Annotated in this window: 15 protein-coding genes and 1 pseudogene; 6 read left to right on the top strand and 10 right to left on the bottom strand. The window is 32.1% G+C overall.

Features of this window, described 5'->3' with window-relative positions; genetic code table 11:
* Window positions 1–70: 70 nt before the first annotated feature.
* The gene (locus tag ABR854_RS24920) at window positions 71–343 is read right to left on the bottom strand and encodes a recombinase family protein (protein WP_350268578.1); all 273 of its coding nucleotides are present in this window, start codon (window positions 341–343) and stop codon (window positions 71–73) included.
* A gap of 19 nt (window positions 344–362) precedes the next feature.
* Window positions 363–1,447: pseudogene (locus ABR854_RS24915) on the bottom strand (IS3 family transposase).
* 226 nt (window positions 1,448–1,673) lie between these two features.
* Here ABR854_RS24915 and ABR854_RS24910 point away from each other — a divergent pair.
* From ABR854_RS24910 to ABR854_RS24885, 6 genes are read left to right on the top strand one after another with little or no spacing between them, the layout of a single operon-like run.
* Window positions 1,674–2,924: a caspase family protein gene (locus ABR854_RS24910; protein ID WP_350268577.1), complete on the top strand. Its 1,251-nt coding sequence runs from the start codon at window positions 1,674–1,676 to the stop codon at window positions 2,922–2,924.
* 22 nt (window positions 2,925–2,946) lie between these two features.
* Window positions 2,947–3,717 (top strand): hypothetical protein, encoded by a 771-nt coding sequence (locus ABR854_RS24905; protein WP_350268576.1) that lies wholly within the window; start codon window positions 2,947–2,949, stop codon window positions 3,715–3,717.
* 6 nt (window positions 3,718–3,723) lie between these two features.
* Window positions 3,724–5,985, top strand: a complete 2,262-nt coding sequence (locus ABR854_RS24900; protein ID WP_350268575.1) for a carboxypeptidase regulatory-like domain-containing protein — start codon at window positions 3,724–3,726, stop codon at window positions 5,983–5,985.
* A gap of 13 nt (window positions 5,986–5,998) precedes the next feature.
* Complete coding sequence (locus tag ABR854_RS24895; protein WP_350268574.1) at window positions 5,999–8,245, top strand: LamG-like jellyroll fold domain-containing protein; 2,247 nt, start codon at window positions 5,999–6,001, stop codon at window positions 8,243–8,245.
* A 20-nt stretch (window positions 8,246–8,265) separates the two neighbouring features.
* Entirely contained in the window at window positions 8,266–9,732 is a 1,467-nt protein-coding gene (locus ABR854_RS24890) for a hypothetical protein (RefSeq protein WP_350268573.1), read from the top strand.
* A 5-nt stretch (window positions 9,733–9,737) separates the two neighbouring features.
* Window positions 9,738–12,224, top strand: a complete 2,487-nt coding sequence (locus tag ABR854_RS24885; RefSeq protein WP_350268572.1) for a carboxypeptidase regulatory-like domain-containing protein — start codon at window positions 9,738–9,740, stop codon at window positions 12,222–12,224.
* A 36-nt stretch (window positions 12,225–12,260) separates the two neighbouring features.
* Here the strand turns inward: ABR854_RS24885 and ABR854_RS24880 are convergent, their stop codons facing one another.
* The 8 genes from ABR854_RS24880 to ABR854_RS24845 all read right to left on the bottom strand — a co-directional run bounded on the left by ABR854_RS24880 (window position 12,261) and on the right by ABR854_RS24845 (window position 24,504).
* The gene (locus ABR854_RS24880; RefSeq protein ID WP_350268571.1) at window positions 12,261–13,235 is read right to left on the bottom strand and encodes a hypothetical protein; all 975 of its coding nucleotides are present in this window, start codon (window positions 13,233–13,235) and stop codon (window positions 12,261–12,263) included.
* A 1-nt stretch (window position 13,236) separates the two neighbouring features.
* Window positions 13,237–13,689 (bottom strand): hypothetical protein, encoded by a 453-nt coding sequence (locus ABR854_RS24875; protein WP_350268570.1) that lies wholly within the window; start codon window positions 13,687–13,689, stop codon window positions 13,237–13,239.
* Complete coding sequence (locus tag ABR854_RS24870) at window positions 13,686–18,947, bottom strand: hypothetical protein (protein WP_350268568.1); 5,262 nt, start codon at window positions 18,945–18,947, stop codon at window positions 13,686–13,688. The genes ABR854_RS24875 and ABR854_RS24870 overlap by 4 nt, the downstream gene beginning before the upstream one ends.
* Window positions 18,948–18,984: 37 nt before the next feature.
* Complete coding sequence (locus ABR854_RS24865; RefSeq protein WP_350268567.1) at window positions 18,985–20,016, bottom strand: hypothetical protein; 1,032 nt, start codon at window positions 20,014–20,016, stop codon at window positions 18,985–18,987.
* A gap of 5 nt (window positions 20,017–20,021) precedes the next feature.
* Window positions 20,022–22,409, bottom strand: coding sequence for a hypothetical protein (locus tag ABR854_RS24860; RefSeq protein WP_350268566.1), 2,388 nt, complete (start codon window positions 22,407–22,409; stop codon window positions 20,022–20,024).
* Window positions 22,410–22,484: 75 nt separating this feature from the next.
* A complete protein-coding gene (locus tag ABR854_RS24855; RefSeq protein ID WP_350268565.1) occupies window positions 22,485–22,925 on the bottom strand; it encodes a hypothetical protein in 441 nt (146 codons plus the stop codon).
* Window positions 22,926–22,985: 60 nt separating this feature from the next.
* Window positions 22,986–23,900: a tetratricopeptide repeat protein gene (locus ABR854_RS24850; RefSeq protein WP_350268564.1), complete on the bottom strand. Its 915-nt coding sequence runs from the start codon at window positions 23,898–23,900 to the stop codon at window positions 22,986–22,988.
* Window positions 23,890–24,504: a sigma-70 RNA polymerase sigma factor region 4 domain-containing protein gene (locus ABR854_RS24845; protein WP_350268563.1), complete on the bottom strand. Its 615-nt coding sequence runs from the start codon at window positions 24,502–24,504 to the stop codon at window positions 23,890–23,892. The genes ABR854_RS24850 and ABR854_RS24845 overlap by 11 nt, the downstream gene beginning before the upstream one ends.
* Window positions 24,505–24,703 lie beyond the last annotated feature (199 nt).

Genomic DNA, 24,703 nt, shown 5'->3' with positions numbered 1-24,703 from the left:
CTCTCTTTATAATTTTATAAAAATTAGCTAAATGCCATCTACAATTATTTTTCCGAAATGTCGGTGTTTTTCAATTATTTAGTTCGGCTGTTATCTCACGAGTAGTAATAAATCTCTGGTATTTTATTTCTTGAATTATAGGCTGCACCAATCGTGCAAATTCACTTGCTGCAATTTTATTATCCTTACTTAATTTATATCGCCCATTTTTACCCAATACTGCACCTCGCTGTTTTGCCGCTTTCAAAGCTTCTTTTGTTCGGGTACTTATTTGTTCTCTTTCGTGTTCTGCAAAAGCTGCGAGTAAGTGTAAAAGTAGTTTATTGGCGTAGGGATTATAAATATTGTAAGTACCCCATTTTTCAGACAGTCAAAACTGAAGACATTATTTTTTCTTTCCATTCATTAGGAGTTAAATTTCCTAAAGATTCATGGGGTCTTTTATAATTATATTCTTCAATCTACTCATTTGTTAATTTTCTAACATCGTTCAGTTTAAAAAAAAGATAGGCATTTAGTACCGCTTCTCGGTAAAGCCGATTAAATCTTTCTATATAGCCATTTTGCATGGGCTTGCCAGGCTGTATAAATTGTAAGGTAATTTCTTTATCTTTACACTATATTTCTAAATCCTTAGAAGTAAACTCTGGTCCATTATCACAGCGAAGAATAGTTGGCATCCCTCGGTTTACTATGATTCGCTCCAATGTCCTAATGACTCGTTTAGATGAAAGTGAGGTAGCTATTTCTATAGACAAGGCTTCTCTTGAACAATCATCCATTACATTGAAGGTACGGAAGCGTCTTCCACTTACCACACTGTCACTCATGAAATCCATACTCCAGACGCTATTTACTTTTGTCTGGGCTACTAAAGGCTGTTTTACTCTACTTTTCCCTTAACGTTTATGGTTGAGCTTTAATAGTTTATATACTCTATAAACCTTTTTATGATTTCACCCATTACCAGCACGCCGAATATAAGCAAATAGCTTCCTAAATTCATACGAAGGATGCTTTAATGCTAAATCTTGCAAGACATCAATGATAGCACTATCATCTTTCTTGCTTTGATAGTAATATTGTGAACGAGATAATCTCATAAGCTTACAGGCCCTACTAACTGGTATTTCGTACTGCTCAACAATTTCCTGAGTCAGTTCGCTTTGTTGGCAGGATCCCAGCCTTTTTTTGAGATGACATCTTTTAAAATACAATGATCTAAACTCAGTTCTGCAAACATCCGTTTTAATCTGATGTTCTCCTCCTCAAGCTCTTTTAATCGCTTAACATCACTAACCATCATCCCTCCGTATTTATTCCTCCACTGATAAAACGTGCCTTCGGCTATCCCATGCTCGCGGCAAATATCTCGCACACTACGGCCAAGTTCCTGCTGGTGCAATATCGAAACAATTTGGGTTTCTGTAAATCGTGTCTTCTTCATAGATAATCTAAAATTAAAGATTTTTCTTCAATTTTAAAATGTCTGGTTTTGGGGAATACTTACAAAATAGTGTTACAGAAAAATGATGATAAAAAGAAGAGTTAAACGATATAAGTTAAAAAGCTATTTTTATACCTTAAAGAAAAAGTTTTACCCCTAAAATGGGGGTTGTTACTTAAAGCTTTTTTAATTTATTTGCTAAAAAATCATAAAAAACTTACTATATATGAAAGCAATACTATCCATATTATATATTTATTTGTCATTACTTTCAAATGCACAAGTAGGGAGTAAGGAGCTTACTCCAACAAAAAAAAGTGAAAATCCAATAATTAAAGGAAAAGTTAGGAAAACTCTAGTTATTGGAAATTCAAATTATATAAATTTAAAGCAACTGCAAGTTTGTGAAATGGATGCTGACAGCATCGGAAAACGCCTTATAAACTTCAATTTTTCACCAATTATTCGTAAAAATCTAAATTTTGAAGGAATGAAGTCAGAATTTGAAGCGTCTATCGATTCTTTACCACCTCAAAGTGAGGTAATTATCTATTTTAGCGGACACGGCTTGCACGTAGGTGAGAAAGATTACCTTTTACCGATTGATTTTATGGCAGACTGTTTGAATTACACTTCCAAAATTGATGAAAAAGCTATTTCATTACAATGGATTATGAATAAACTTTCAAAAAAACAAATTTCCAACTCCGTAATTATTTTAGATGCTTGTCGGAATATTCTATCAGATTGTGAAAATTATTGTTTAGGCTCTTCATTTTCTGAAGCTGAAAAAATACCCAATATAGCTGTTCTGTTTGGAGCTTCAAATTGTCAAACGTCTGGTTATGATAGAATTAAACCTACCAACAGTTTTTTTACTTCTGGCTTACTCTATGCCCTAAATTACCCTCAATTCCCCTTGGGAGAAGTATTTAGTAAAGCGTATACAAAAACGATGCAAATAGCTTCTGAGCATAATTACTCACAAAAACCATTTGGTGCTTTTCAAAGTGCAGGGATGATTATAAATAATACTCCTTTGAAAAAGGATAAAATAGAATTGCCCAATTTCTTGGACTATTCCAGAAATACAGACACTAAAATTAGGGATTTTGGAAGCTTTAAAATGACCGAAAATGATGAAGTTTCGGATGCCAAAATTTGGGCCAGAGATGATGCATTGGCAAATATTGGTAGCAAAATAAAAAGAAATTGTAGTGATGTAGTAATGCAATATATTAATCGAAGCGAAAAAACAATGAATGATATAATTGAAAGAAAGTGCGAAAGCTCTTTCACAATATATGGGTATGACTATACCTATGATAAGTTAATTGATGGAACCTATTACATAGGACTTGAGGTAAACAAACAAAATGTAATAAATGAATTTGAGAAGTTTTTAAGAAATGAAAAAACATTAAATATCAAGAGTAAGAGAGAACTTATAGAAACTTTCAAAATACATATTAAGTGAAATATTAAATTAATATAGAAAAATGAATATAATTAGATTTATTTCAATAATATTCCTGATTGTAAATTTTTACAATGCAAAAGCACAAGATTGCGTAACACAATTTAAGCAATTCAATAGGAAAAACGATAGAACTTATACCCCTGGTTTTGGTTCTACACGTGATTTAGCAATTCAATCAGCGGCTAATGATATTTTAAGGAAATTTAGAACACACGGCACAGTGAAAACTACCAGAGAAGTTGATAGAGACAAAAGCTCAACGAGTATAAAAAATATTTTAAAATATGAAATTGTAACAAAAGGTGGCGAGTTCTTTGAATTTAGTGTCATTGATTCATGTAAAAACACGAATGGTTATAACGTTCTAACTGAAATATTTACTCCTAAGCTTTCTAAAGCAGCCCTGTACTCTATCCTACCAGGTGCCGGACAGTTTTATAAAGGCGATAATAAGATGGGAACTTTTTTTGTGTCTTCAGTAGGTACATCATTGAGTTTAACATCATTGAGTTTTGCTTTAAGTAATAATTTTTATTCCAAGGCAATTGATAGTCGTTCGGATTATGAAGAAAGAAAAAAATTTAAGAGAAGAAGTGAAAGTTTTCACAGCTCTGCAATGGTTTTTGGTGTTACAACAGGAATCCTGTGGGTTGCAAACATAGTCAATGCAAGGTTTAAAAAACAGAATAATCGCTTATATTCTGCTAATAACCTTTTAAATAAGTTTGAAATCAAACCTGCTTTTGCTTTTAATAATACAGGAATTTCGATAAAATATAACTTAAACTAAAGTATTATGAAGACGAACTTTAAACTTATCCTAATATTTACTTTTTTACTCTCGGGATGTGAAGACACAGTTCCTCTTTACACCTCCGTTTGTGGAACGATAAAAAATGATGCAGGCGAACTTTTACAAAATGTTGATATTTCTGCTGTTTTAGATAATGATGAAAACTATGGGCCAGTATCTACTGATGCTTATGGTAGGTTTTGTGTAGATAACCTTAAAAGCGGTAAATATGTTTTTACTTTTAAAAAGGACGGATATGATATTACAACTAAAGATTTAACAGTTAATATCAACAATAAACCAGAAGATTTGAATATGACCTTGTCAAAAAAGAAATCTGGTTTAAGCCCTTCCAAATCTATTGTTGAGTTTACATGTTCTGGCGATAAACAGCAATCTGTCTTTATTTCAAATTCATTGGGAAAGGGTAATATAGACTTTGTTGTTCAAGTGCAAGAAACAGCTAAATATTGGTTGAGTGTAAATAAAACAAGTGGAACAGTTAAGGACAAAATTGATTTTGAATTGGTCATTTCGGTCAATTGTGCAAATCTTGGTTTTGGTGATTATAGTGGGGTAATTACTTTGCAAAATGCTGAAGTGAACGAAAAAATTCTGGTAAATTTAAAAATTGCTAACCCCAAAGCCCCATCGGTATCAATAACACAGCAGGTAAATTCAATCACTAAAACTTCTGCTTCGTTTGTTGGTACGATACTTTCGGAAGGAGACACTAAAATAACTGAACATGGATTTGTTTGGGCTGAATTTGAAAACCCTTCTTTAGAGTCTCGTGCAGGAATCCAAAACAAAGGAGTTGGTAGTTTAGGCACATTTACGGGTTCGGCCACAGGTTTAAAAGAGAATACCAACTATTTTGTTCGAGCTTTTGCAAAAAACTCTCAGGGTGTACAGTATAGCGAAAACAGGCCATTTAAAACTGCCCAAACAACTACATCCCCTTCTGTGAATATTCTAAAAATTTCGGAAATTACAACTACAACAGCCAAAATTACGGGTATAGTTACCGATGACGGCGGAGAAAGTATAACTGAAATGGGTATTCGATACGGAACAAGAGAAAACAATTTGGACCAAGTTTCACAAAGTATCATCATTATTGGAAAAGATTTTTTAGTACCAATCAATGGATTAAACCCAGGTGTGACTTATTTTGCTGCAGTATATGCAAAAAATAAAATTGGTACAAGCACATCATCCATTTTCCCTTTTACAACAGAAAGTACGTCGGGAAGTATAGATATTCGTACTAGTGGGGCAGAAAACATAAAAGAAAACAGTGCCACATTGAATGGTGAATTGAAAGATTTTACTGGTGCTATCAGTGAATATGGATTTGTATATTCAAGGAAAAATGCTTTGCCAACCTTACAAAACGGGGAGAAGATACCTCTTGGAGCAAATCCTTTAAAAGAAGTTCCTTTTTCAAAAGATGTAAGCAACCTAAAAAAGGGTACTTTGTATTGGGTAAGGGCTTTTGCTACGGGGCAGAATGGTAAAACAACCTACGGAAATGTAACCCAATTAGTAACTAAAGAGTCGGGGTTAGTCGTCTATTACCCAATGAATCAAAGTTTAGCAGATGTTTCTAACATTAATGGTAATAATGCAAGTGGTAGTGCAAAATATGAAGCAGATAGGTTTGGGAATGCGAACTTATCATTTGATGCGACTTCTGGAAAAATACAAATTCAAAATGAGACAATCGGTAGATACATAAATTCTTACTCCATCAGTTTTTGGGTGAATTTCTCACAATCCAGTTTTAAAAATGGTACAGTTTTGTTTTCAAAAAGTCTTGCATATGGATGTGATTCTAGATCAGATTGGTTGGGCTATAAAATTTATTTTGATGCCGCAAACTCCGTATTGAAATTTTCTATTAAAGGTCGTAAGCCTAATGATAACACATATAAACAATATTTTACAGAAATTAATCTGATCAGTGAGGATGAACTTCAAAATAAATATGGGTGGTATCATATAACCCTTGTAAAAAATGGAACCCAACTACAAGTATATTTAGATGGTAGTAAAAACGACAAAGGTGGAAATACAGATATCTTTACGTATGGTTCAGATAGTGATTATACAGCTAATACTGATGGAGAAGGAAAATTCACCTTCGGAGATCTTAGTAGTTTAGAATGTAATAATAACCTGCCAAATGTATTAATAGATGATTTTCGGATTTACAATTATGCTTTAACAGCAATAGAAGTACGAGATATTTATAGTAGATAAAAAAGTTGAAAAAATGAAAAAATACATCAAAAAAACAATCTATTTTATCTTAGTTTTTTTCCTTTCAGATTGTAAAAAAACAGTTCTTCTTTACACTTCCGTTTGTGGAACGATAAAAAATGATGCAGGCGAACTTTTGCAAAATGTTGATATTTCTGCTGTTTTAAACAATGATAAAAACTATGGTCCCGTTTCTACCGATGCTTATGGTAGGTTCTGTATAGAGAACCTCGCAAGTGGTAACTATGTTTTTACCTTTAAAAAGGACGGATATAATATTGCAAGCAAAAGTTTATCGGTTTATATCAATACGAAACCTGAGGACTTGAATATGACTTTAAGTGTAAAAAAGAACTCACTCAAAGTTTCACCAGAAATAGTAGAGTTTACAAAATCCGAGGAAAAACAAAAAACGGTTTACATAGAAAATACTTCAGGAAAAGGTGATATTTATTTTAGTTTATCTGTGGCAGGTGATGCTAGTTCTTGGCTAAAAATCGATAAACAAAATGGCACTGTCAGCAATGCCAATAAATTTCCTTTTACTATAACCATCGATCGTACTGGAATATTAGGAACAAAAAGTGGAACAATACTAATCAATGGAGGTGAAAGTAGTACATTAGTTACTGTAAACCTTACAGTAGCTAATCCAAATGCCCCTACGGTTTCAATCAACCCTCCTACTGGTATTACTAAAACTTCTGCCGAAGTATTGGGTACTATTGTTTCGGAAGGTGACACACCCATCACTGAGTATGGACATGTGTGGGCCGATTTCGCAAGTCCTACTTTTGAAAATAATTTAGGTTTGACTAAAAAAGGTGCGGGGAAATTGGGCTCTTTCTCAAGTCTGTTATCTCCTTTAAATCCAGGAAAAACATATTATGTACGTGCCTATGCAAAAAATGCACGAGACATTAGCTACAGTACTACGGAAGAATTCACAACAGCCATTGTTTCTACAGTACCATCTCTAAATATTATCAATATTAATGAAATAATCGATAAAGCAGCTCGTGTAAGTTTAATTATTGATAATGATGGAGGAAAGAGTATTACTGAGATGGGAGTCGTTTTTTCAACTAAAAGCAATCCTACATTAGCTGATGCAAAAATAATTGCTCCAATTTCGGTCGGAAAGGAAAGCCAAATACAACTTTCAGGTTTAAATGCGGGGGTTACGTATTTTGTACGAGCTTTTGCCACTAACAGCATAGGAACTGCCTACAGTATTGAAAAAAGTTTTACTACAAAAAGTATTGCAACCCCTGTGAGTTTAAAAACAGTTGCTGCGAATAATATTGAAAATAATAGTGTAACATTAAACGGAAATATTGATAAACTTGGCACCAGCCCAATAACACAACATGGGTTTGTTTGGTCTAAAACAAATGCTAATCCCAAAATAGAAAATTCAGAAAAAGTTGATTTAGGTAATAAATCTACAGATGGTGAAAATGGAAGTTTTAGTTACAAATTAAGCAACTTAAAAAAGGGGATGCAGTACTTTTTTAAAGCCTATTGCAAAACAGCCGATGGAGAGGTATACTACGGCTCACTCAGAGAGTTTGCTACATCAGAATCTGGTTTGATTTTATACTACCCATTAAATAATAATACCACAGATTTTAGTGGAGAAGGAAATAATGCAACTTCTAAAGCAAAACCTTCTACTGACAGATTTGGAAACAATAATTCAGCTATTGATTTATCCTCAGGGGCAATTGAAGTTAATAATCAAGACTACATTGGTGGATTTAAAGGAAGTTTGACCTTGGCTTTTTGGGTCAAAGTAGATCCTTCAAATTTTCAAGGTGATCCCAAATTTTTAATATCCAAATATATAGGTTGTTGGAATGGTGATAACGATGGTTTTTATATTTATACAGACTCAAAAAGTGAGAATATGCAATTTTATGTTTATACAGAAGGTAAGGAGAATACTTTCAAGATTGTCAACAAAAGTGAAATTGCAGATGGAAAGTGGCATCATTTGGTTTATACAAAATCTGGAAAAGAAGTAAGTTTCTATATTGATGGATTTTCGACAACTACACCCTACACAGCAAGTTTTTCACAAACCAAAGAAGATTCTTGGGGAGATCGTATTTGGTCATCATTAACTGAAACAAAACTAAGAATAGGTAATCTGAATATGTGTAATAATACAACCTTATTCAATGGTCAGATGGATGAATTTCGGATTTACAATTTCGCAATGACCAATGCACAAGTAAGAGAACTTTTTTACAGATAATCAAATAATTAAACGATATTATGATGATTAGAATAATTTTGATAAGTGTTTTTTTTCAACTTTCATTTTTAAAGTTAAATGCTCAATTAATAGAAAATCCTTTGCAAGTTAGCATTAACAAATTTGGAGAAATTGAGCTAAAAAACCTGAGCAGTTCCCATGAATATTTGTATCAAATTAACAAAAAATCGGTAAAAATAAAAGAGTACAATTTAAAACCGAATAGCGTAGTAAGCTTTTCGTCAGGCACAACAAAGCCAAGGAAACTTTATCATTATGCTATAAGTGTGTTATATAACCAACAAAGTTTTGAAGCGGATAAGAGTCGCTACAAAAATAGTATTGTTAATTCTTTTAATTCTCTCATTGACAAAGAGGCAAAATGTAAAAGCGAAATAGACAATAAGTCTGCAGTAACTATATTTATAGATGAGTTTAGGCTAAAAAAGCAAAAAATTTGGGATCAAGAGGCAAAATTATTATTGAATGTTATTGAGCAAGTAGAAAATACCAATTTATCTAATCAACTTATCAATGTTTTTACATTTTCAGAGCAACAGGAAATACAAGCTTTAGAAAAAAAAGCAATTCTAAGCTCCAAAAATGTAAAATACAATTGGGGTTGTTATGCAACTACAAATTCTACTATTGCTGAATGGGGAATCGTAGATAATGCAATAAAACAAGCTTTTAGTTATACTAAAGAGGGCGAAAAGCAAAAAAATAGTAGTAGACAAATTAGAATAAATTCAGAAACATTAGGGATTAAAAGCCTTAAACTAAACAGGCGACCAATTAGCCTTAAATTAGATGGTTTCTATATTCCAATTGGCAAACATACTTATAATGCAACAGGTGAAATCACAATACCCCTAAAGTTTTACCCACAAAAACCAACTAAAAGAGGGGTGTTTTTAACACTTGGAGGTTCAATTTTCACGGATGGGCTAATTTCTTCTCCAAAGAAGTCTGCACAACAGGTTTTAATTGAACAATATAACAAAGATCAAAACCAATATAGTAAAGCTATTCTGTTAAACAGAGTCGATACTCTTCAACGATGGTACTTAATGAACCAAAGACAAATTTTTTACTTAGGTCTTGATTTTGAAAAAAATAAAATAAAATGGAGAAATTCATTTGGTTTAGGAGTAGCCATGGATTTTAAAGGAAATACAAGAAACCTGTTTGGAATTAATTCATTGCAATTCTATAAAGGTATTCTTTCTGAAAAGTACTCATTGGAAATATTACCCTCATTTTTTAACTATGGTAGCCTTAACCCCTATTTCAAAGTTAATTTATCAAGAAAAATTAACAAATTTATTGATTTTACAATTTCAAGTAAAACTTTAATAAATTTAAAATCCCTGACTTGGATTCAAGAATTTAGACCATTTTATGGTGAAGATATTTCGTCAGAACGCATTCCGTTTAACAATTTTCAAGGAACAAATTTAGGTATAGGTTTTAGATTAAATCTTTAATAAGTATGAGAAAGATAATAAGTATTTTTATTTTATTGGGTGTGATTATTTCGTGTAATAAAAAAAAAGACCCAGTTCAGCTTTACACCAAGGTTTGTGGAACAATTAAGAATGATGCAGGCGAACATTTGCAGAATGTTGATATATCAGCCGTCTTAAATAATGATAAAAACTTCGGTCCGGTATCTACCGATGCTGATGGTAGGTTTTGTGTAGAAAACCTCGAAAGCGGAGACTATGTTTTTACCTTTAAAAAGGATGGATATGATATTGCTAAGAAAAATTTAACGGTCAATATCAACAATAAACCCGAAGAATTGAATATGACCTTGAAACCCAAAGCAATGACTTTAAAAGTCTCAAACTCACTTATTAATTTCGACTGTAAAACGTCCAATTCACAGTCTGTATTTATTTCAAATGCAAATGGACAAGGGACAATTGATTTTTCAATTAGCGTGCAAGAGAATGCTACCAATTGGTTAAAAGTAAATAAAACGACGGGCACTGTTAAAGATAAGACAGATTTTGAACTAACGATTTCAGTTAACTGCCAAAACTTGGCATATAATAGTTATAGCGGAATAATCACAATCCAAAACTCAAATGTAAATGAAAAAATTTATGTTAACCTCAACAATCAAAACCCTTCAGCTCCCAAAGTAGAAGTTACTGGTAAAAATGGCATTTCGCAAACATCAGCCAATTTAACAGGAAAAATTACTGAAAAAGAAACTTCCATTATTAATTTAGTAGGATTTTATTACTCGAATAAGAATAATTATCCAAATCAAGCAGATTCCTTTGTAGAAGGTTTTCGAACAAATAATGATGAAATTATAGCTTCGGTACAAGGGCTTGAGTCAGGTAAAAAATATTATGTAAGAGCATTTGCAAAAAATGTAAATGGATTAGTAGGTTTAAGTACGAATGTTATTGAGTTTACAACATCAACAACAGAAACAAGACCATCGCTAACTATTGTGCAAGGTTTACAAAATACCGAGAAACTTTCGTTTTCTAGTAAAATTATAACTACTGGTGGAAGTAGTATTACCTTAAAAAGCTGGGGTTTTTGTTATAATACAACAGGGAATCCTACAATTCAAAATGGAATAAAAGTAGATATCTCGCCAGAAAAAGATTCAGATAATTCTTTTTCTGGCGAGATACCTAACCTGAAATCCGACACGGAATATAAAATTAGAGCTTTTGCTATTAATAGTAAAGACAGTGTCGGATATAGTTCCGAAATTACAGTTCGAACATTAGCCCCAGTTTTGACACCGAGTGTTTCATCTATCAATCCCAATAATGCTGGGTTTGGTGATGAAATTGAGATAAATGGTGCAAACTTTGGCTTAGATACGAGTAAAGTAAAAGTTGTTTTTGGAGGCAATAAACTTGCGAAAATTAAAAGTATTTCTTCTTCAAGACTTATCGTTATTGTACCAGAAGGAGCTAAAACGGGTGAAATAAAAGTGAGTGTAAGTCCAAATGGAGACGCTAATTCAAAAATATTTACCTATTTGCTTACTCCAGTTTTAGAAACGATAGCAACTTTACCTACCAAAAACTATATTAATGATGTTTACGGTGGGTGTAACGGGAATTTATTTTTCGCAGGCTATCAAGTAAGTGAAAATGCGATAACATCGGCAGGTGTATATAAAGTGGACAAAAACAATAAATCATCTACAATAATTGAAACGGCCTCTGGATATAAAAATGGTGAAAAGGCAACAGCCTTGTTAGCTTATCCTACACAAGTAGTGTGTTATAACGATGATATTTACATTACAGACCAATTTAATAGCAATCAATATACGAGCCAACCGAAAGAGAGTTTTATAAGTATTAGAAAGATTACACAAAGTGGAACTGTAAGTGAAGTCTTCAAAAAAACATGGATTAACAATGATTTTATACATGATTTAGAGTCTATTCCAGCTATTAATGGGCTTTTATTCGCTGATGGTTTTTTTACTAAAGTAACAATACCTTCTTATGAAAAAGAAGTGTTGTTAGATTATGAAGGTTATACTTCAGCAATTGATTTAGATCAGAATAGTCTTTATACCTTAGATTTAACCCCTTCAACGAATTCTACTAATTGGACATTAAACAAACGAAATATTAATGGCTTGGCTGGACCAACCAAAATAGACTCAAAACCATTGTTGACAATCGGTTTAAAACCTATTGGAATAGCTATTGATACAAAAAATCAATGGGCTTATGTAATGGAAAAAGATATAAATAGAAATAAACTTATTTTATATAAAATAACAATTGGAGTGAACAATTCGAGAGAAATAGTTTATGAAGCAAATTTAGGGTTAGGTCTTAATGATGATAAAGTTTTACAAAATGGAAGCATAGCAACTTTCAATGATATAAAGTGTTTTACTTATGATTCTTATCGAAATGCTTTGATATTTGTTGATCTTGCAAACGGTAAAAATAACGTCCGAATGTTATATTATAAATAAAAAAAATGAGCCTGGATAACAGCTCAATGTGAATCCCTAAAAAGTATCTTCATTGGGCGTAGATGTATCAATCAAGGACTTAAAATGTTTCAACTGTTTTAACCTTTTTTCTACTTCTGGGTTTGATGTATCTAATCCAGAAGTATTATCATTTAAGGGATTCAGCCATTGATTTATAAGTTTTCGTGCTTCAGGGTAATTGCCTTGTGTTATTCTAACATCAATTAATGTTAATGCTTCATCTATATCGTTTAATTTTACTGCTGTTGATAGTGTGTTATGGTTAGCAATTGGTTTTGTTTGTTCTTTTAACGAATCCGTACTTTCATTCTGAGTGTGTCGGCGGCTACTGAGCATCGAACCATCCTCTTGAGCCATATTTTCGTCTTTTGCTAAAATTTTAGTGCGCGAAAAATTCCCCCATTTAAAAATTGAAAATGAAAGAAGGCATAGAAATAAAAAAATAGAAAATAATGTAACAATTTTCTTAAACTTTGGCTTGCTAGCTACTTTGGGATTCTCGTCTTGAATAGTTTCGTCCTCTATTATATCAGATTCATTGGGTTTGCTATTAGGTTTTTCTTTTAAAAGCCCCTTAACTTCAAATTCGATAATCGCTTTACCTTTATCCAATATAACTAAGCGGTCATTTTCTTCAAATTGCTCCGTATTATTAATTGAATCATCATTTCTGATTACACTCCAATCAAAGCCAAACGTTTTATAACAAAAATTTCCATCAAGCTGATGAACAAATTGAGTGAAACCCCCAAAAAGTAAATCGCTTTCGGGTGGTTTACCTAAGTTATTTTTTTCATAATGTTCGGTATAAACTTGAACACCTTTATTATAATACTTTTCTATTTCGGTTTCATTGACCAAAATAGTGGGATTTAATTCCTCTAAAAATGATTGATATTTACCTTTGAAAAGAATAAAACTTTGTTGGGACTCATCTACAAAAAGTTTTATGTCTTCTGATTTTTGTTGTTCTTTTACATTAAATGCCATTTTATTTGTTGATTAAAATGTTTTGAACTATTTCGGCAGGCATTGATACAAATTTGCTTTCATTTTTATTTTCTATTTTAAACTCTAACAAATACGGGTTCTCTTTAAACTTAAAACCTAAATTAGTCATTGAAAGTAAACTTGTATTACCATTCAAAAAATACATTAAAAATTGCCTTTCATTTCTCTCCAATGCTTCGAAAGAAATAGAGTTACGGTTTCTATTATAATTGAAAACGACACCATCATCTTTTCTATAAAGACTCTCCAAGCTGTCCAAATTGATTCTAATCAATTGTCGGTCTTCAATCAGTTCTGTTTTGGGGGGTGATTTATTCTCAAATTTATTTTCTTCTAATTTATCGCCCGAGAGCAAAAAAATAAGCCAAGTAAATACTCCAATTAATAAAGTAAAAAATACCAATTGGGTTAATTTAAATCGTTCCATTTTCATTGCATATAATTTTTATAACTAGTAGAATTAATTGTATTTTTTATTGTGTTTTCTAATACATCTAAGGCCGTTCTACTCCATCCACCCCCCTCTTTTTTGAAATTGAAATATAAAACTACAAACTTGTTTTGTCGAAGTGCAGCAGCACTTGTATAGCGTGTCGCGTCGTGAATTGGGTTTTGGCTCAAAACAATAGATAAGGTTTTATCTTGTATTCCTCCGTCCGAAATCGTACCTGTTTTAGCATACATATAAATTCCTTCTCTTTCTAATTCTGAACTTAAACGGTTAAGTCCAGTTATTGTTCCTGTTCTTGGAACATTAAACATGGGAGCAAAAATATGCCGTACGTAAAACTGTGCTAAGGCATCTTCCGAAGCCCAATTTCCCTTTGAAAAGGGTTTTATGGTTGGCTTAAAATCCTTTAAAACGTGTGATTCTATCGCCTTATTCATCCCAAATAAATGAGCAGTCATTTCAGCCATTTTCAAAGGTGTTACTTCAATCGGATAGCCACCTTTAGCAATATTTCCAATTGAATTTGAAAGATTTAAGTCTCTATCAACGGCATATAAATGCGATTCATTAGGTTGGCTCCATAATTTGAATGAACTTTTAGATTCATTCAAATAAGCATCGTTTATCCCTTGAGCAATAAACTGGCTAAGTTGGGTAGAATTTTCACTTTTTTGTTCATACGTGAACGGTAAATTGAAATTCAGCCATAAACCTTGATGAAAAATGGCTTTTGGCTCGCCCCAATTAGGAAAATCATTCACCCTATACATGATGCCATTTTTAATTATTAATGGAAAATTCTCAGTTGGATTAGTTGCTGTTCCTCTAACCAAATAGTTGTTCGCATCGAAAATATGGCTTAATGTATTTGAACCAAATGAACCTAAATACAAAACCATTGAGTTAAAAGAGTTGGTAGAATGTAACAAATAATCATAATCTGAATGTTTCGAATATGGTCCACCAGTTACTAAACTTATTTTTTTCCCTCCAAAATGTTTTATTAGCACATTGCCTTTGGCATCTGAAACAAAAGGATATGCTCCTAAATCTCCAAGTTCTATATTTTCCCAACCCAAATCAAACTGGGAAGCGATTGAGCCATAAAGTATGGGTTTGAATGTGGAGCCTGGACCTGGTTTCATCAACAGCAGGTTGTTATTCCCAAACGTTTTTGCTTCTAACAAACGGTCGGGGTTCAGGTACAATTGTTCTTTTAGCTCTTGTAATTCATTGAATTGATTAGGATTAAATCGCTTAGATAAATCGGCTTTGTAGTCAGCAAGAGAAAAAATTGAACCATCACTTGCCAAAACCGTTACACTTGCAACCCTATCCTTTTTCCTTGTTTCTTTTTTGTAATAATTCTTAAATTCTTGGGTTATTTGCTTTGTAAGCTCAATATCTATTGTTACTGGTATATCGTTTTCCCATTTAGATTTATCATTTTTTGTTGCTTCTTTTATAAAATTTGCAAAATGATAATCCCACACAGCATTTTCTTCTTGAGGATAAAAAAATCTATTTCGACCATTTAACCAAACGTTTTTAGCCAAATAATAACTTGATTTTTTATTAAATTGTAGGGTTAAATCATTTTCCTTTAAAGCATTATTTTTGATATGTAAAATATCTCCATTTTTTAGTATGTAGGCAAATTTATTTGCTTCAGGCGTATATTGTTTTCCTCCTGATTTAATCCGAAAACTACTCTGATTTATATTTTCTTCCCCAAATGTTTTATTAACAATAAAAACAGGTTCATTATCTAATGTCCAGTTGGCAGGAATATAGCTAACTCGAATGTTGTTATTTAGTAGGTCGGCAACCACTTTCGATTGTGCTGTTGTATTCAACTCTGTCGAAAAATTCACCTTTTTATTGTTCTTCGAAATTAGACTTGCCGACTTGCTAAGTTGTTGTTCAACTAAATTACCTTTCCAGCCTTTTTCGTATTCATCAGGATTGTGTGTAGTAAAGTAAAAACCATTTACACCAAACTGGTAGGTAGCATCTACATCTCTTCTTACATGAAGGAGATTACAGGGCGAGTTGTTTTTTATTAGTTTCGTGGTCAGTGCTTCATAAGCCGATTTGTAAAACTTATTGTCTTCCCCCGAAAACCATTTATCAAATTCACTACTTGATTTAAAATAATTATCAAATGCTTTTAATGCTTCTTCTGCTGAAGCATATTCTTTATTTTCCTGAAAACTGGAAAACAAGGTATTTAATCCTTCAAATTTATCTTCTAATTTCGATACTGTTTTATTCAGATGAAAATTATCAGAACGGTATGTTTTGGCTAAAAACAAAACCAACGAGATAAAAAGGGATGGTAAGAAATAAGTTTTTATAAGTTTTTTACTACTATTTATTCTAAAACCATTTAAACTTTCTTCGTGATATTCTTTTGTTAATTTATCTGGATTATATAATCCTGTTTTAAAAGAAGAAATGACATAAAAAGCTAGAATGGAGAAACCAATCAATAAAGCTAACAGGCTATTTAAACTCAAAAAAGGAAAATCTTGACCAACAAAAACCAAACGATTTGAACTTGTAAGCCAAATGGAAAAGGATAAAGTAAATAATAAAGTAACAACACTGATTCGAGTTTTGGCCCAAAGGTTATAATTTTCGGTATATTGCAAAGCAATTGCTATCAAAAGACTGACGAAAAATAGTATTAAAACAATGATAAACTTCCCGTGTTCAGCCGATAAATACCTTACAGCTACTAAATCGGAAACCTGCGTCAAATAAGATGAACCTCGTTGAAAGTGGGGTTGCAACTTAAAATAATTATTAAATAAAGGAAATACTGCGGCTTTGTCATTATAATAATCAATAATCCATTTATTCTGAGCTGCATTTAAAATGCGAACATCATTGCCGCTTTGGAATTCTTCTAATTCAATAATTTCATCGGCAGATTTAAACAAGATTTCTGCCCGGTATAACATTCTATTTTTTTCTTCTAATTTATCTGTTATGCGTTGTTTGAAAAAGATAGAAAGTACTGCAAATATTACAATACTGATAGATAAATAGACCCTCCATTTTTTTAGTATCATCGTTGTTGTCCATAGAAGAAATAACAATAAACCTGATGCAAAAAGCACACTTATCGAAAAGTTATTGAATGCGAACGAAATGATTTTATCATTAAATAAAATCAAAATGCATAGCATTAAGCCATAAATATAGTGTCGCAGGAACCAGATTGTTTTCCATATACTTGATTTTGGAATTAAGTGTGTATGGTAATGGTCTTTAAATGTTTTTACTTTCAAGTAAGTGTCAAGAAGAGTAAAAAGTACAAAAATTAATGTAAAACCAGTATCAAAAATAGCAAAAGTAGTAAAACAGAGAACCCAATTTAACCCTGTTAACAAGTAATAATTTGAATCGAATGTTACGAGTTCATAATCTCTTAATGCTCTTTTTTGTATGATGTGGTTAAACGCAAAATAAATGACTAGTGGAAAAAAGACGTTCACCAACCTTTCTAATTGCTCGATGCCAGTAAATTTAAGCATACCATTAACTATATAAGCAATTAATATAAAAGCAATAAACCCAGCAATAGGCATGCTCTTTGATTTGTTGTCAATGGTTGATTTTTTGCGTGCAACAAACTTTGTATTCAATATTGCAAGAAAGAACAAGGCTGTAAGAATAAATTGGTAAAGGAAGAAGTTAGTCGAGAAAAGTCGTTCTCTGAAAAGTTGAAATATGGCAAAAGTTACACTTTCATCAGGAATAAATGTACTGGCTCGCCAAAGCAAAATGGTGCGTACGGTTAAAATAAAGATTAAAAACAAGAAAGCGGCAACTTCAATAATTTGACTTTTCCCATCCAATAGTTTGGGTGAAAAAAGGAGTACAGTGAGGCACAATACAATGACAAGTCCAATATAGCCGTAATAATAAAAAGCTGTGAACTTATTGGTTTGTTTCAAGTTTTCTATTTTGATTAACCAAGTAAATCCATTCAAATTTACGTTTGAACTTCTTATTCTAAGCGTATCATTAGCTTTAAACGGGATGGCTTCATTTAAACTAACATTTTTCTGTTCATCATTTAAGAACTGAAATAACATATTTTCCTTTGTATCACCACAGAAATAGTTTAAAGAGCCAGAAAAATGGTATATTGAATTTTCGTCTTTCGGACCTGCTAAAAGAAACCCCCTTTTATATGGATTTGAAGTAATTTTTTTATGGTTTGTCGTTATGAAAAGTTGTTGTAGCGAGTCCGAATTATCGGCATACAAATAATTATATTCTGGTAACTGATACAAGGCACTTAATTTCCCATTTTCGTTTTCAACCTTTATTTTTTTAGTTGTATTAGTTAAAATACCTGTAAAAAAGTATTTTCCGTTCTCCAAATCAAATGTATAGGTCGTATGAATTGGATTTATTGTTTCGCCATCAACAAGAATAGCAGACGATATCAATTGTGTATCTGGGAAAAACAGCAAATCTGATTCTGTATCATCAACTATTTTTCTAACAAGTAAACTCGATGCAAGTCGTGTTACGACAGAATCATAAGCAGGTTTAAAAATTGGGTTTTTGTAAAGAATATCAACCAATTTGTATCCCTTAGAAATATTAGAATGAAAGGAGCTTACAACTGATTCTGAAGAATCGGAAGCATCTTCTATTTCTATCGTATAATTGATGCTTTTTTCATTAACGGGTACTATTTTAAGCTTAAATTCAATACCATCAGACCATTTTATTACCAATACATTTTTAATTGCTTTGGGTATAATGGTGTTTTTGAATTCATAGTCTTCATTTGCATTTTGGGCAAACAAAGGCGTATTTAAGCCGTTCAACTCAACTAAAGTTGTGGTTGAATCAACTTCTGTCAATTTTAAAAATCCTTCTTTGTCATCCCAAAGTACTTGTGATGGATTATTTTCATCAATCAATCGTATTTCTTTCTCAAATGAAAACCCTAAGTTTTCTAATACATGATGACTTGCATTCGAAAAAACACTTCTTGGTGCATCGTAGTAACTTTTCAAGGTAAACAACGAAAAAATACCATAGAAAGTTAAAATGGCTGAAAAGAGCAACAGCCTTTTACTTCGACTGTTCGCATCTTTTCTGTCCAATTTTAATGAAAAGAAGGAGTCAACTTTAAATACAAACCCCAGTAAAATTAAAATACCTAAAAGGGCAAAGGTGGTAAGGTTAAAAATGAAATGCATATAGCTCATTTTTTCAGTTTAAATCGTAATTCAAATTAAAATATCATCAATCGGTTAAATCTTTTTTCTGTACCCGAATTTCATCACGTAAGAAAGCATCTAATGAATTGACATTGAGTGATGAAAGTAATTTCACAAAATACCTGAATTTTCTATCTGTTTTTTCGGGATGTACAGTAAACTCTTTCAACTTACTTTCATCAACTTCTTTGCCTAAAATTAGCTGGGCATTTGGGCTAAGGGCTAAACTTTTCCATTGATTTTGGCGACCAATAAGATGATAGGAATGTGCGTGAATACTCATTTCAAGCAATAATTTATAAATCTCCGCTTTTTCAGATTCGGTAGGATTACTAGATAGATTTTCTATTTTTTCGTAGATATTTCCATACTTCTCAATGAAATGAAAAGAATAGTTAGATAGAATTTCTGGAATAATCTCAACAATATGCTCTTTTTCTTTAACTACTTCTACGGTTTCAATTTTAAGTGAAACTTTCTTTCTCTTTTCTGGAAAGAAGACCAATACAATATTAAAGACCGATAATAGCAGAATGGCAAACGTAACACCAACATCCGAAAGGTCAACAAAACTTTCTTCCCCATCGGCTTGCCGAGATGCTGAAATTAGTTTTTTCTTAATGACAAAGACATTTTGATTGACCAGAACATGGATAAGTTTATGAAATGTTGAAACCGTGTCATTTTGTGCTAATTGATTTGTTAAGTTTAATTTTGAAAGTTCATTTTCCAAATAGTTTTCAAGAGCCAAACTATCGTTTTCAAAAAAACCAATACCCATTACTCTTTTTAGTTGTTTGTGCCATATTTCTTTCGATTCAGGTTTGAAAATTTTTAATGAATCATCAAAACTAAATTTCACTAAAGTCTCCTTTCCATCCATTAGCAGTGTCGAATCTTTTGAATTTATCGAAATCTCATTCAAATCTGATTGTTTCAAGACAACTTCTGCATTTTGTTTCTCTATTTTTTTTGAGAAATAATCCGATTTTGTTAAAAGAAGAATAGCTAAAATGGTAATATAACATGCAATGGAGGCCAATAAGTATTTTTTCATATATTTTATAGAATTGGAATTGCATTAACATCTGGTTGTACAACTATTTCGTGTTCTTGTACATGACTATTAAAAGGAAACAATGTCTCGAACATATAAGGGGTATTTTGTGCAAAACGGACTGGAACAGCTAACCTTACACGTTCCTTGGTTGTACGAGCAAACAAGGCATCACCATCAAAATAAAGTCTAAAATTTACCTGTGTTTGCAAGTTTAATGTATAATTTACGCCACTTACATAAAGCGTATCTTTATTCTGATTGAAAGGTTTACTCAATTCATAAAGTCCCAAAGACATGGCAATCGTCTTATCTTCTATTTTTGTAAATTCGGCTTTAGTCGTATCATGTTCTTTTTTCATATATATATCTTCTGAAATAGGTTCGTCATTTTCATTTTGATCTAAAAAAATGTTTGATAGCATATTGATAACTTTCCAGTTATTCCAACGTGCTTCTTTTTGAGTCTTATTGAAAGTATGGGTATCGCTCATTTTGTCAACAAAATCCTTGTCAACCAAGTTAGGAAATCCACTAAGGTTGGAGTCGTAATTCAAGTTTACTTCTCCATAAGCTCCTTCTAAACAAACTTTTTTCAAGCGTGTTTTATCATTCACATTATCTAATTTGATGCACTCAATCCCAGCAAAGGCTTCTTTGGTAGCAAAGTATAAAGGATTGAAAAGGAAAGACCTGCCAGTAAGTATAATCTTGGCACCTTTTACATTTTCAGATTTTTTATTGTGTGTATAAATCAGTAAGGTTTGTTTTAGCTTTTCGATTAAGCCCTCTATCGCTTTAGCAATATAGCCAAATTCATCTTTGATACTAGGTTGATTTACAATAATTTCCTGAATAAACAATTCAATTTGAGAGTCGGTTACGGCACCCAAATCGTTGGTATTTATGATTCCCTTTATTGAATCCGAAAAGCTCATTTCTCCAATATTTTTTGTGTTTTTAACCGAGCTAAAATTGGCTTTTAATTGCTCAATTAAACTCAAAAATCGGAGTTGAAAAGCATCGGGTTTTTTTAGTAAAAAATGTTTTAAAGCTTTTTGTTTTTGCTTCTCATTTTTTCCAAAAATATGGGTAAAAATCGTTTCAATAAAGGAATAGGTTATCACATTGCCTGCTCCAATAAACCCAGAACGAAACTCGGAAGTAAGTTCAAAATTTTCATTTGAATGGATGATAGAAAAATCGGTTGTACCTTTTCCCATATCAATTATAATAAACCTTTTGTTTGGTTCTCTGTTTTCTCGACGGATATGTTCCCCAATTTCCGACCAATAACCTAAGAAAGAGGCATCACTTTCAGAAATTGTAGCCGTATGAAATGTTTTTAATGAACCTTCTTTAACTGACATTTTCTCTAAAAAAGCGTTGGTTTTTTTAACTAAGTTGCTGATTTTTTCTTGTGCTAACACATTGGGTACAAGCAATTTAAGTCGAATATGAAAGGGAGATTCTAATGGAGAAGTACGTTTTATTTCATTTATTGCAGCATGTAAAAAGCCATTTATAATTACTTGTTGTACGTCGCTAACTATGGCATCGAAATTATGACCTTGTATGCCATTATAATGGTTTTTGAAACGTATATCAAAATTAAACGCTCCAGTATTGGCTAATTTAAGTGTTGAAACCAGTTGATGTGTTTCTATCAAAGTATCAATTTGAATAACTTCTGTTAATAAGGGTATTAATTCGTTAGCTTCAAGACCGGGTTGGTTTTCAAGGTCAAGAATTGCCTCTTCTAATTTGATAAAAAATAGCGAACGGTAAAGTTCATTATCTTCTTTTTGATGAAAATCTCCCGATAAGTTATTATAAAAAAAAGATTTTAGACTATCTGCAATCGGAAAACGGCGAAGGCGTTCATCTTCTAAATTCCGAATCGTCATTTGACTTGCTTCTGAGCCAAAATCTATGGCAATATCAAAGATTTGCTTTTTTGGAGCAAAGCAAATTTTTTTAATTCCAATATAGTTAATGTCGTTTATTTCGACCGAAAACGTTATTGATTCTATGGTTTGAGTATCAGAATAATCTAAGGAAAAATTACACTCACCAAATGTGTTCTCTTTGTTTAGCTTGGCTTTTACATTGTTAAAGCTCGGTGTCGAAGCGTCGTCTTCGGATGCTACTTGCAACTCAATGGATAAATCGTTTCCGTTTCGAGCAACCGAAGAAATTATAAATACCTTATCATCCGACAAAGTAGAGCCAATTATTTTGTTTGATAAGGTACTAAAAAGATATACTTTACCTATTTCCTTTGGAATAATGGTCGTAGCCAAAGGCTGAGTTGTTGCGTCTGGCTCAGGTAAAAGCCGGACATATACTAATTGTCTATTGGTAAAAAGAAGAGGTAAATCGTAGTAGGTCATAATATAAATTATTAAAGTAAGTAAAAGTGTATTTTAACAATAGCATTTTCTACCTCCCAAAATGGGGAGTTAGATTTACAAAACAGCTGAAAAATTTTCGTTTGAGCAGGATGCTAACTGTTCCCAATAGCTTTTACGCTTCTTGTTTGTTTTATGCAAAGCCCTTTGAGTATAATAAGAAGTAATGACACAACTACATGAAGCATCAGTGATGACAACTAAATTCTTTAGCCTACTTTTTTGCAGTTTATTTAAATTTTGAGGAATATATTTGGGCGATACAACATGAAAAAGTACGCCTTGTTTGATGATAGGGATAGAGCAAAGCAGAGCCAAAGCCAGAGTCTCACTGTCTATTTTTCTTTCAGTACAGCGGTTATTGGCATGAAACGTAAGATAAAAAGAAAAAGTCCCTTTCGTTCCATGCTGATTCACCTTGCATTTTATAGTTTCTATTTCATTTACGGGAATTTCATTTATTTGTAAATTCCATTTTTCGTTTGATTTATTTTTCATTTTTACAGCTTTTTTTACTGTAAATCGGATTTATCGAAAAAATATCATCAAACAAAAAAATTATTTCTGAAGATCTTGAATTAATAGTAGTGCTTCTGTTTGATGTTGACTGGAGTCATCATCCGCCACTTGCGTTGCAATAGCTTTAGCCTTTTCAAGGTCGTTTTGTCCCAAAAAGGCGAGTGCTTTATACCAAATGGCTTCTCCTTTTATGTTTTTAACAGTTACATTTTCTAAAGCTTTTAATGCTTTTTTATAGTCTGCTTTCTTAAGATAGGCTATTCCTAAATAAAGTTGTTGATAGGCTATTTCTTCCCTACTTAAACTTTCAGTTGGTACTGGTGTATTTTCAACAGATTTATCTCCCGACGAACCAAACTTTATTTCATCATCCCCATTACTTTCAGTTGGAGTTGTCGTTCTTATGTTCATCGCTTGAAGTTGTTTTATCCCGCTTTCAATATTATCTTCATTGATAGCATTTACGGCATTCTTAAATTTTTGAGGCACATTTTCGATAGGAAGAGTCAAATTATTTGCCACTAAATCTTTGGTAGTTATTTTGTTAGGCGGCAATGCTTTGTGTTGCTCAATTTCTGAACTATCAATTGGTGGTTTTGAATTATCAGAGATAGTGGGTTGGGGATCCTGATAACTTTTATACCAAAATGCTATACCCGTAGTTAATAAAACAACGATACTGGCAGCGATTGCAAACGTATTTTTTCTTTTATAGATAACCTTCAAATTGAATTCTTTTTTCTCCAAGACAAATCCTTCATTCAAAACCTCAGCAGGTTCATATTTTTTAAATCTCTCCTTTAAACCCGCTTTTCGCAATGCTTGATATATTGACAAATCGCTTTCAATTTCATCTGGATTTGGAGCTTTTGCTTTCCATTCCTCAAAAGAAAGGCTTTTTATCAGACCTTCATTTTGGCGGTTTAAAATATATGTTAGGTTATTATTTTCCATTTTTAATTTTATTTAAAATACATTCTTTCAATTTTTTTATTCCTGACAAAACACTTCTATTAATATTTTGTGAAGCCTTACCCAAAATATTTTCAAGTTCCTTATAAGTAATATTTTCAAAATCATAGAAATAAGCTCTAAGTGCAATATATTCATTTTCATTCAATGGAGGAATAGTAAAACAATCATTTAATAGCTGTTGTAGGTAATGATCGTCTTCTACCTTATCTTCCTCTTGATTATGTATAGGTTTCAGCTCAATTGTCCATGAATCTTTCCGACTTCTTTCACACTTATCTGCTTCATCATTCATTTTATTGTGAATAATTCGACATAAATAGTTTTTTATTTCATTTGTTGTATGCAACCTTCCAATTAACCCATGAGTTTCAATTTGCATAATCAACAAAATAATGGAATCATGAATATAGTCTAAAAAAGGATACCTTTCATCGGATTTCGCACTATTGCACCGTACAATTCTATATCCATAAGTTTTCCAGTGCTTTATTGCACAAGGGGTAATTAACTCTATTAATTCTTCTATTGTAGCACTATCTTCTTTCAACAGTCGGTGCAAGAAAACATCATTGTTGTTTTTCATTTATTTGTATAGGGATAATACGTTTGAGCTTCAAAACTAATAAAATTGTTTTTCATAGTTAACCCCCATTTTTGGGGGATATTCCAAAGATAAAAGTTCTTTACTTTTGAAAATGAAATTTAATTCATTTGCCTATACATTTTTTTCTGTTTTTTTAGTATATCGTACAAAACCTAAAATTATCATCATATAAAAAAAC

The sequence above is a fragment of the Emticicia sp. W12TSBA100-4 genome (assembly GCF_040253585.1).
Classification (GTDB): domain Bacteria; phylum Bacteroidota; class Bacteroidia; order Cytophagales; family Spirosomataceae; genus Emticicia.
Note: the sequence above shows the minus strand (reverse complement) of the source record. Positions and strands in the feature narration are given on the sequence as shown.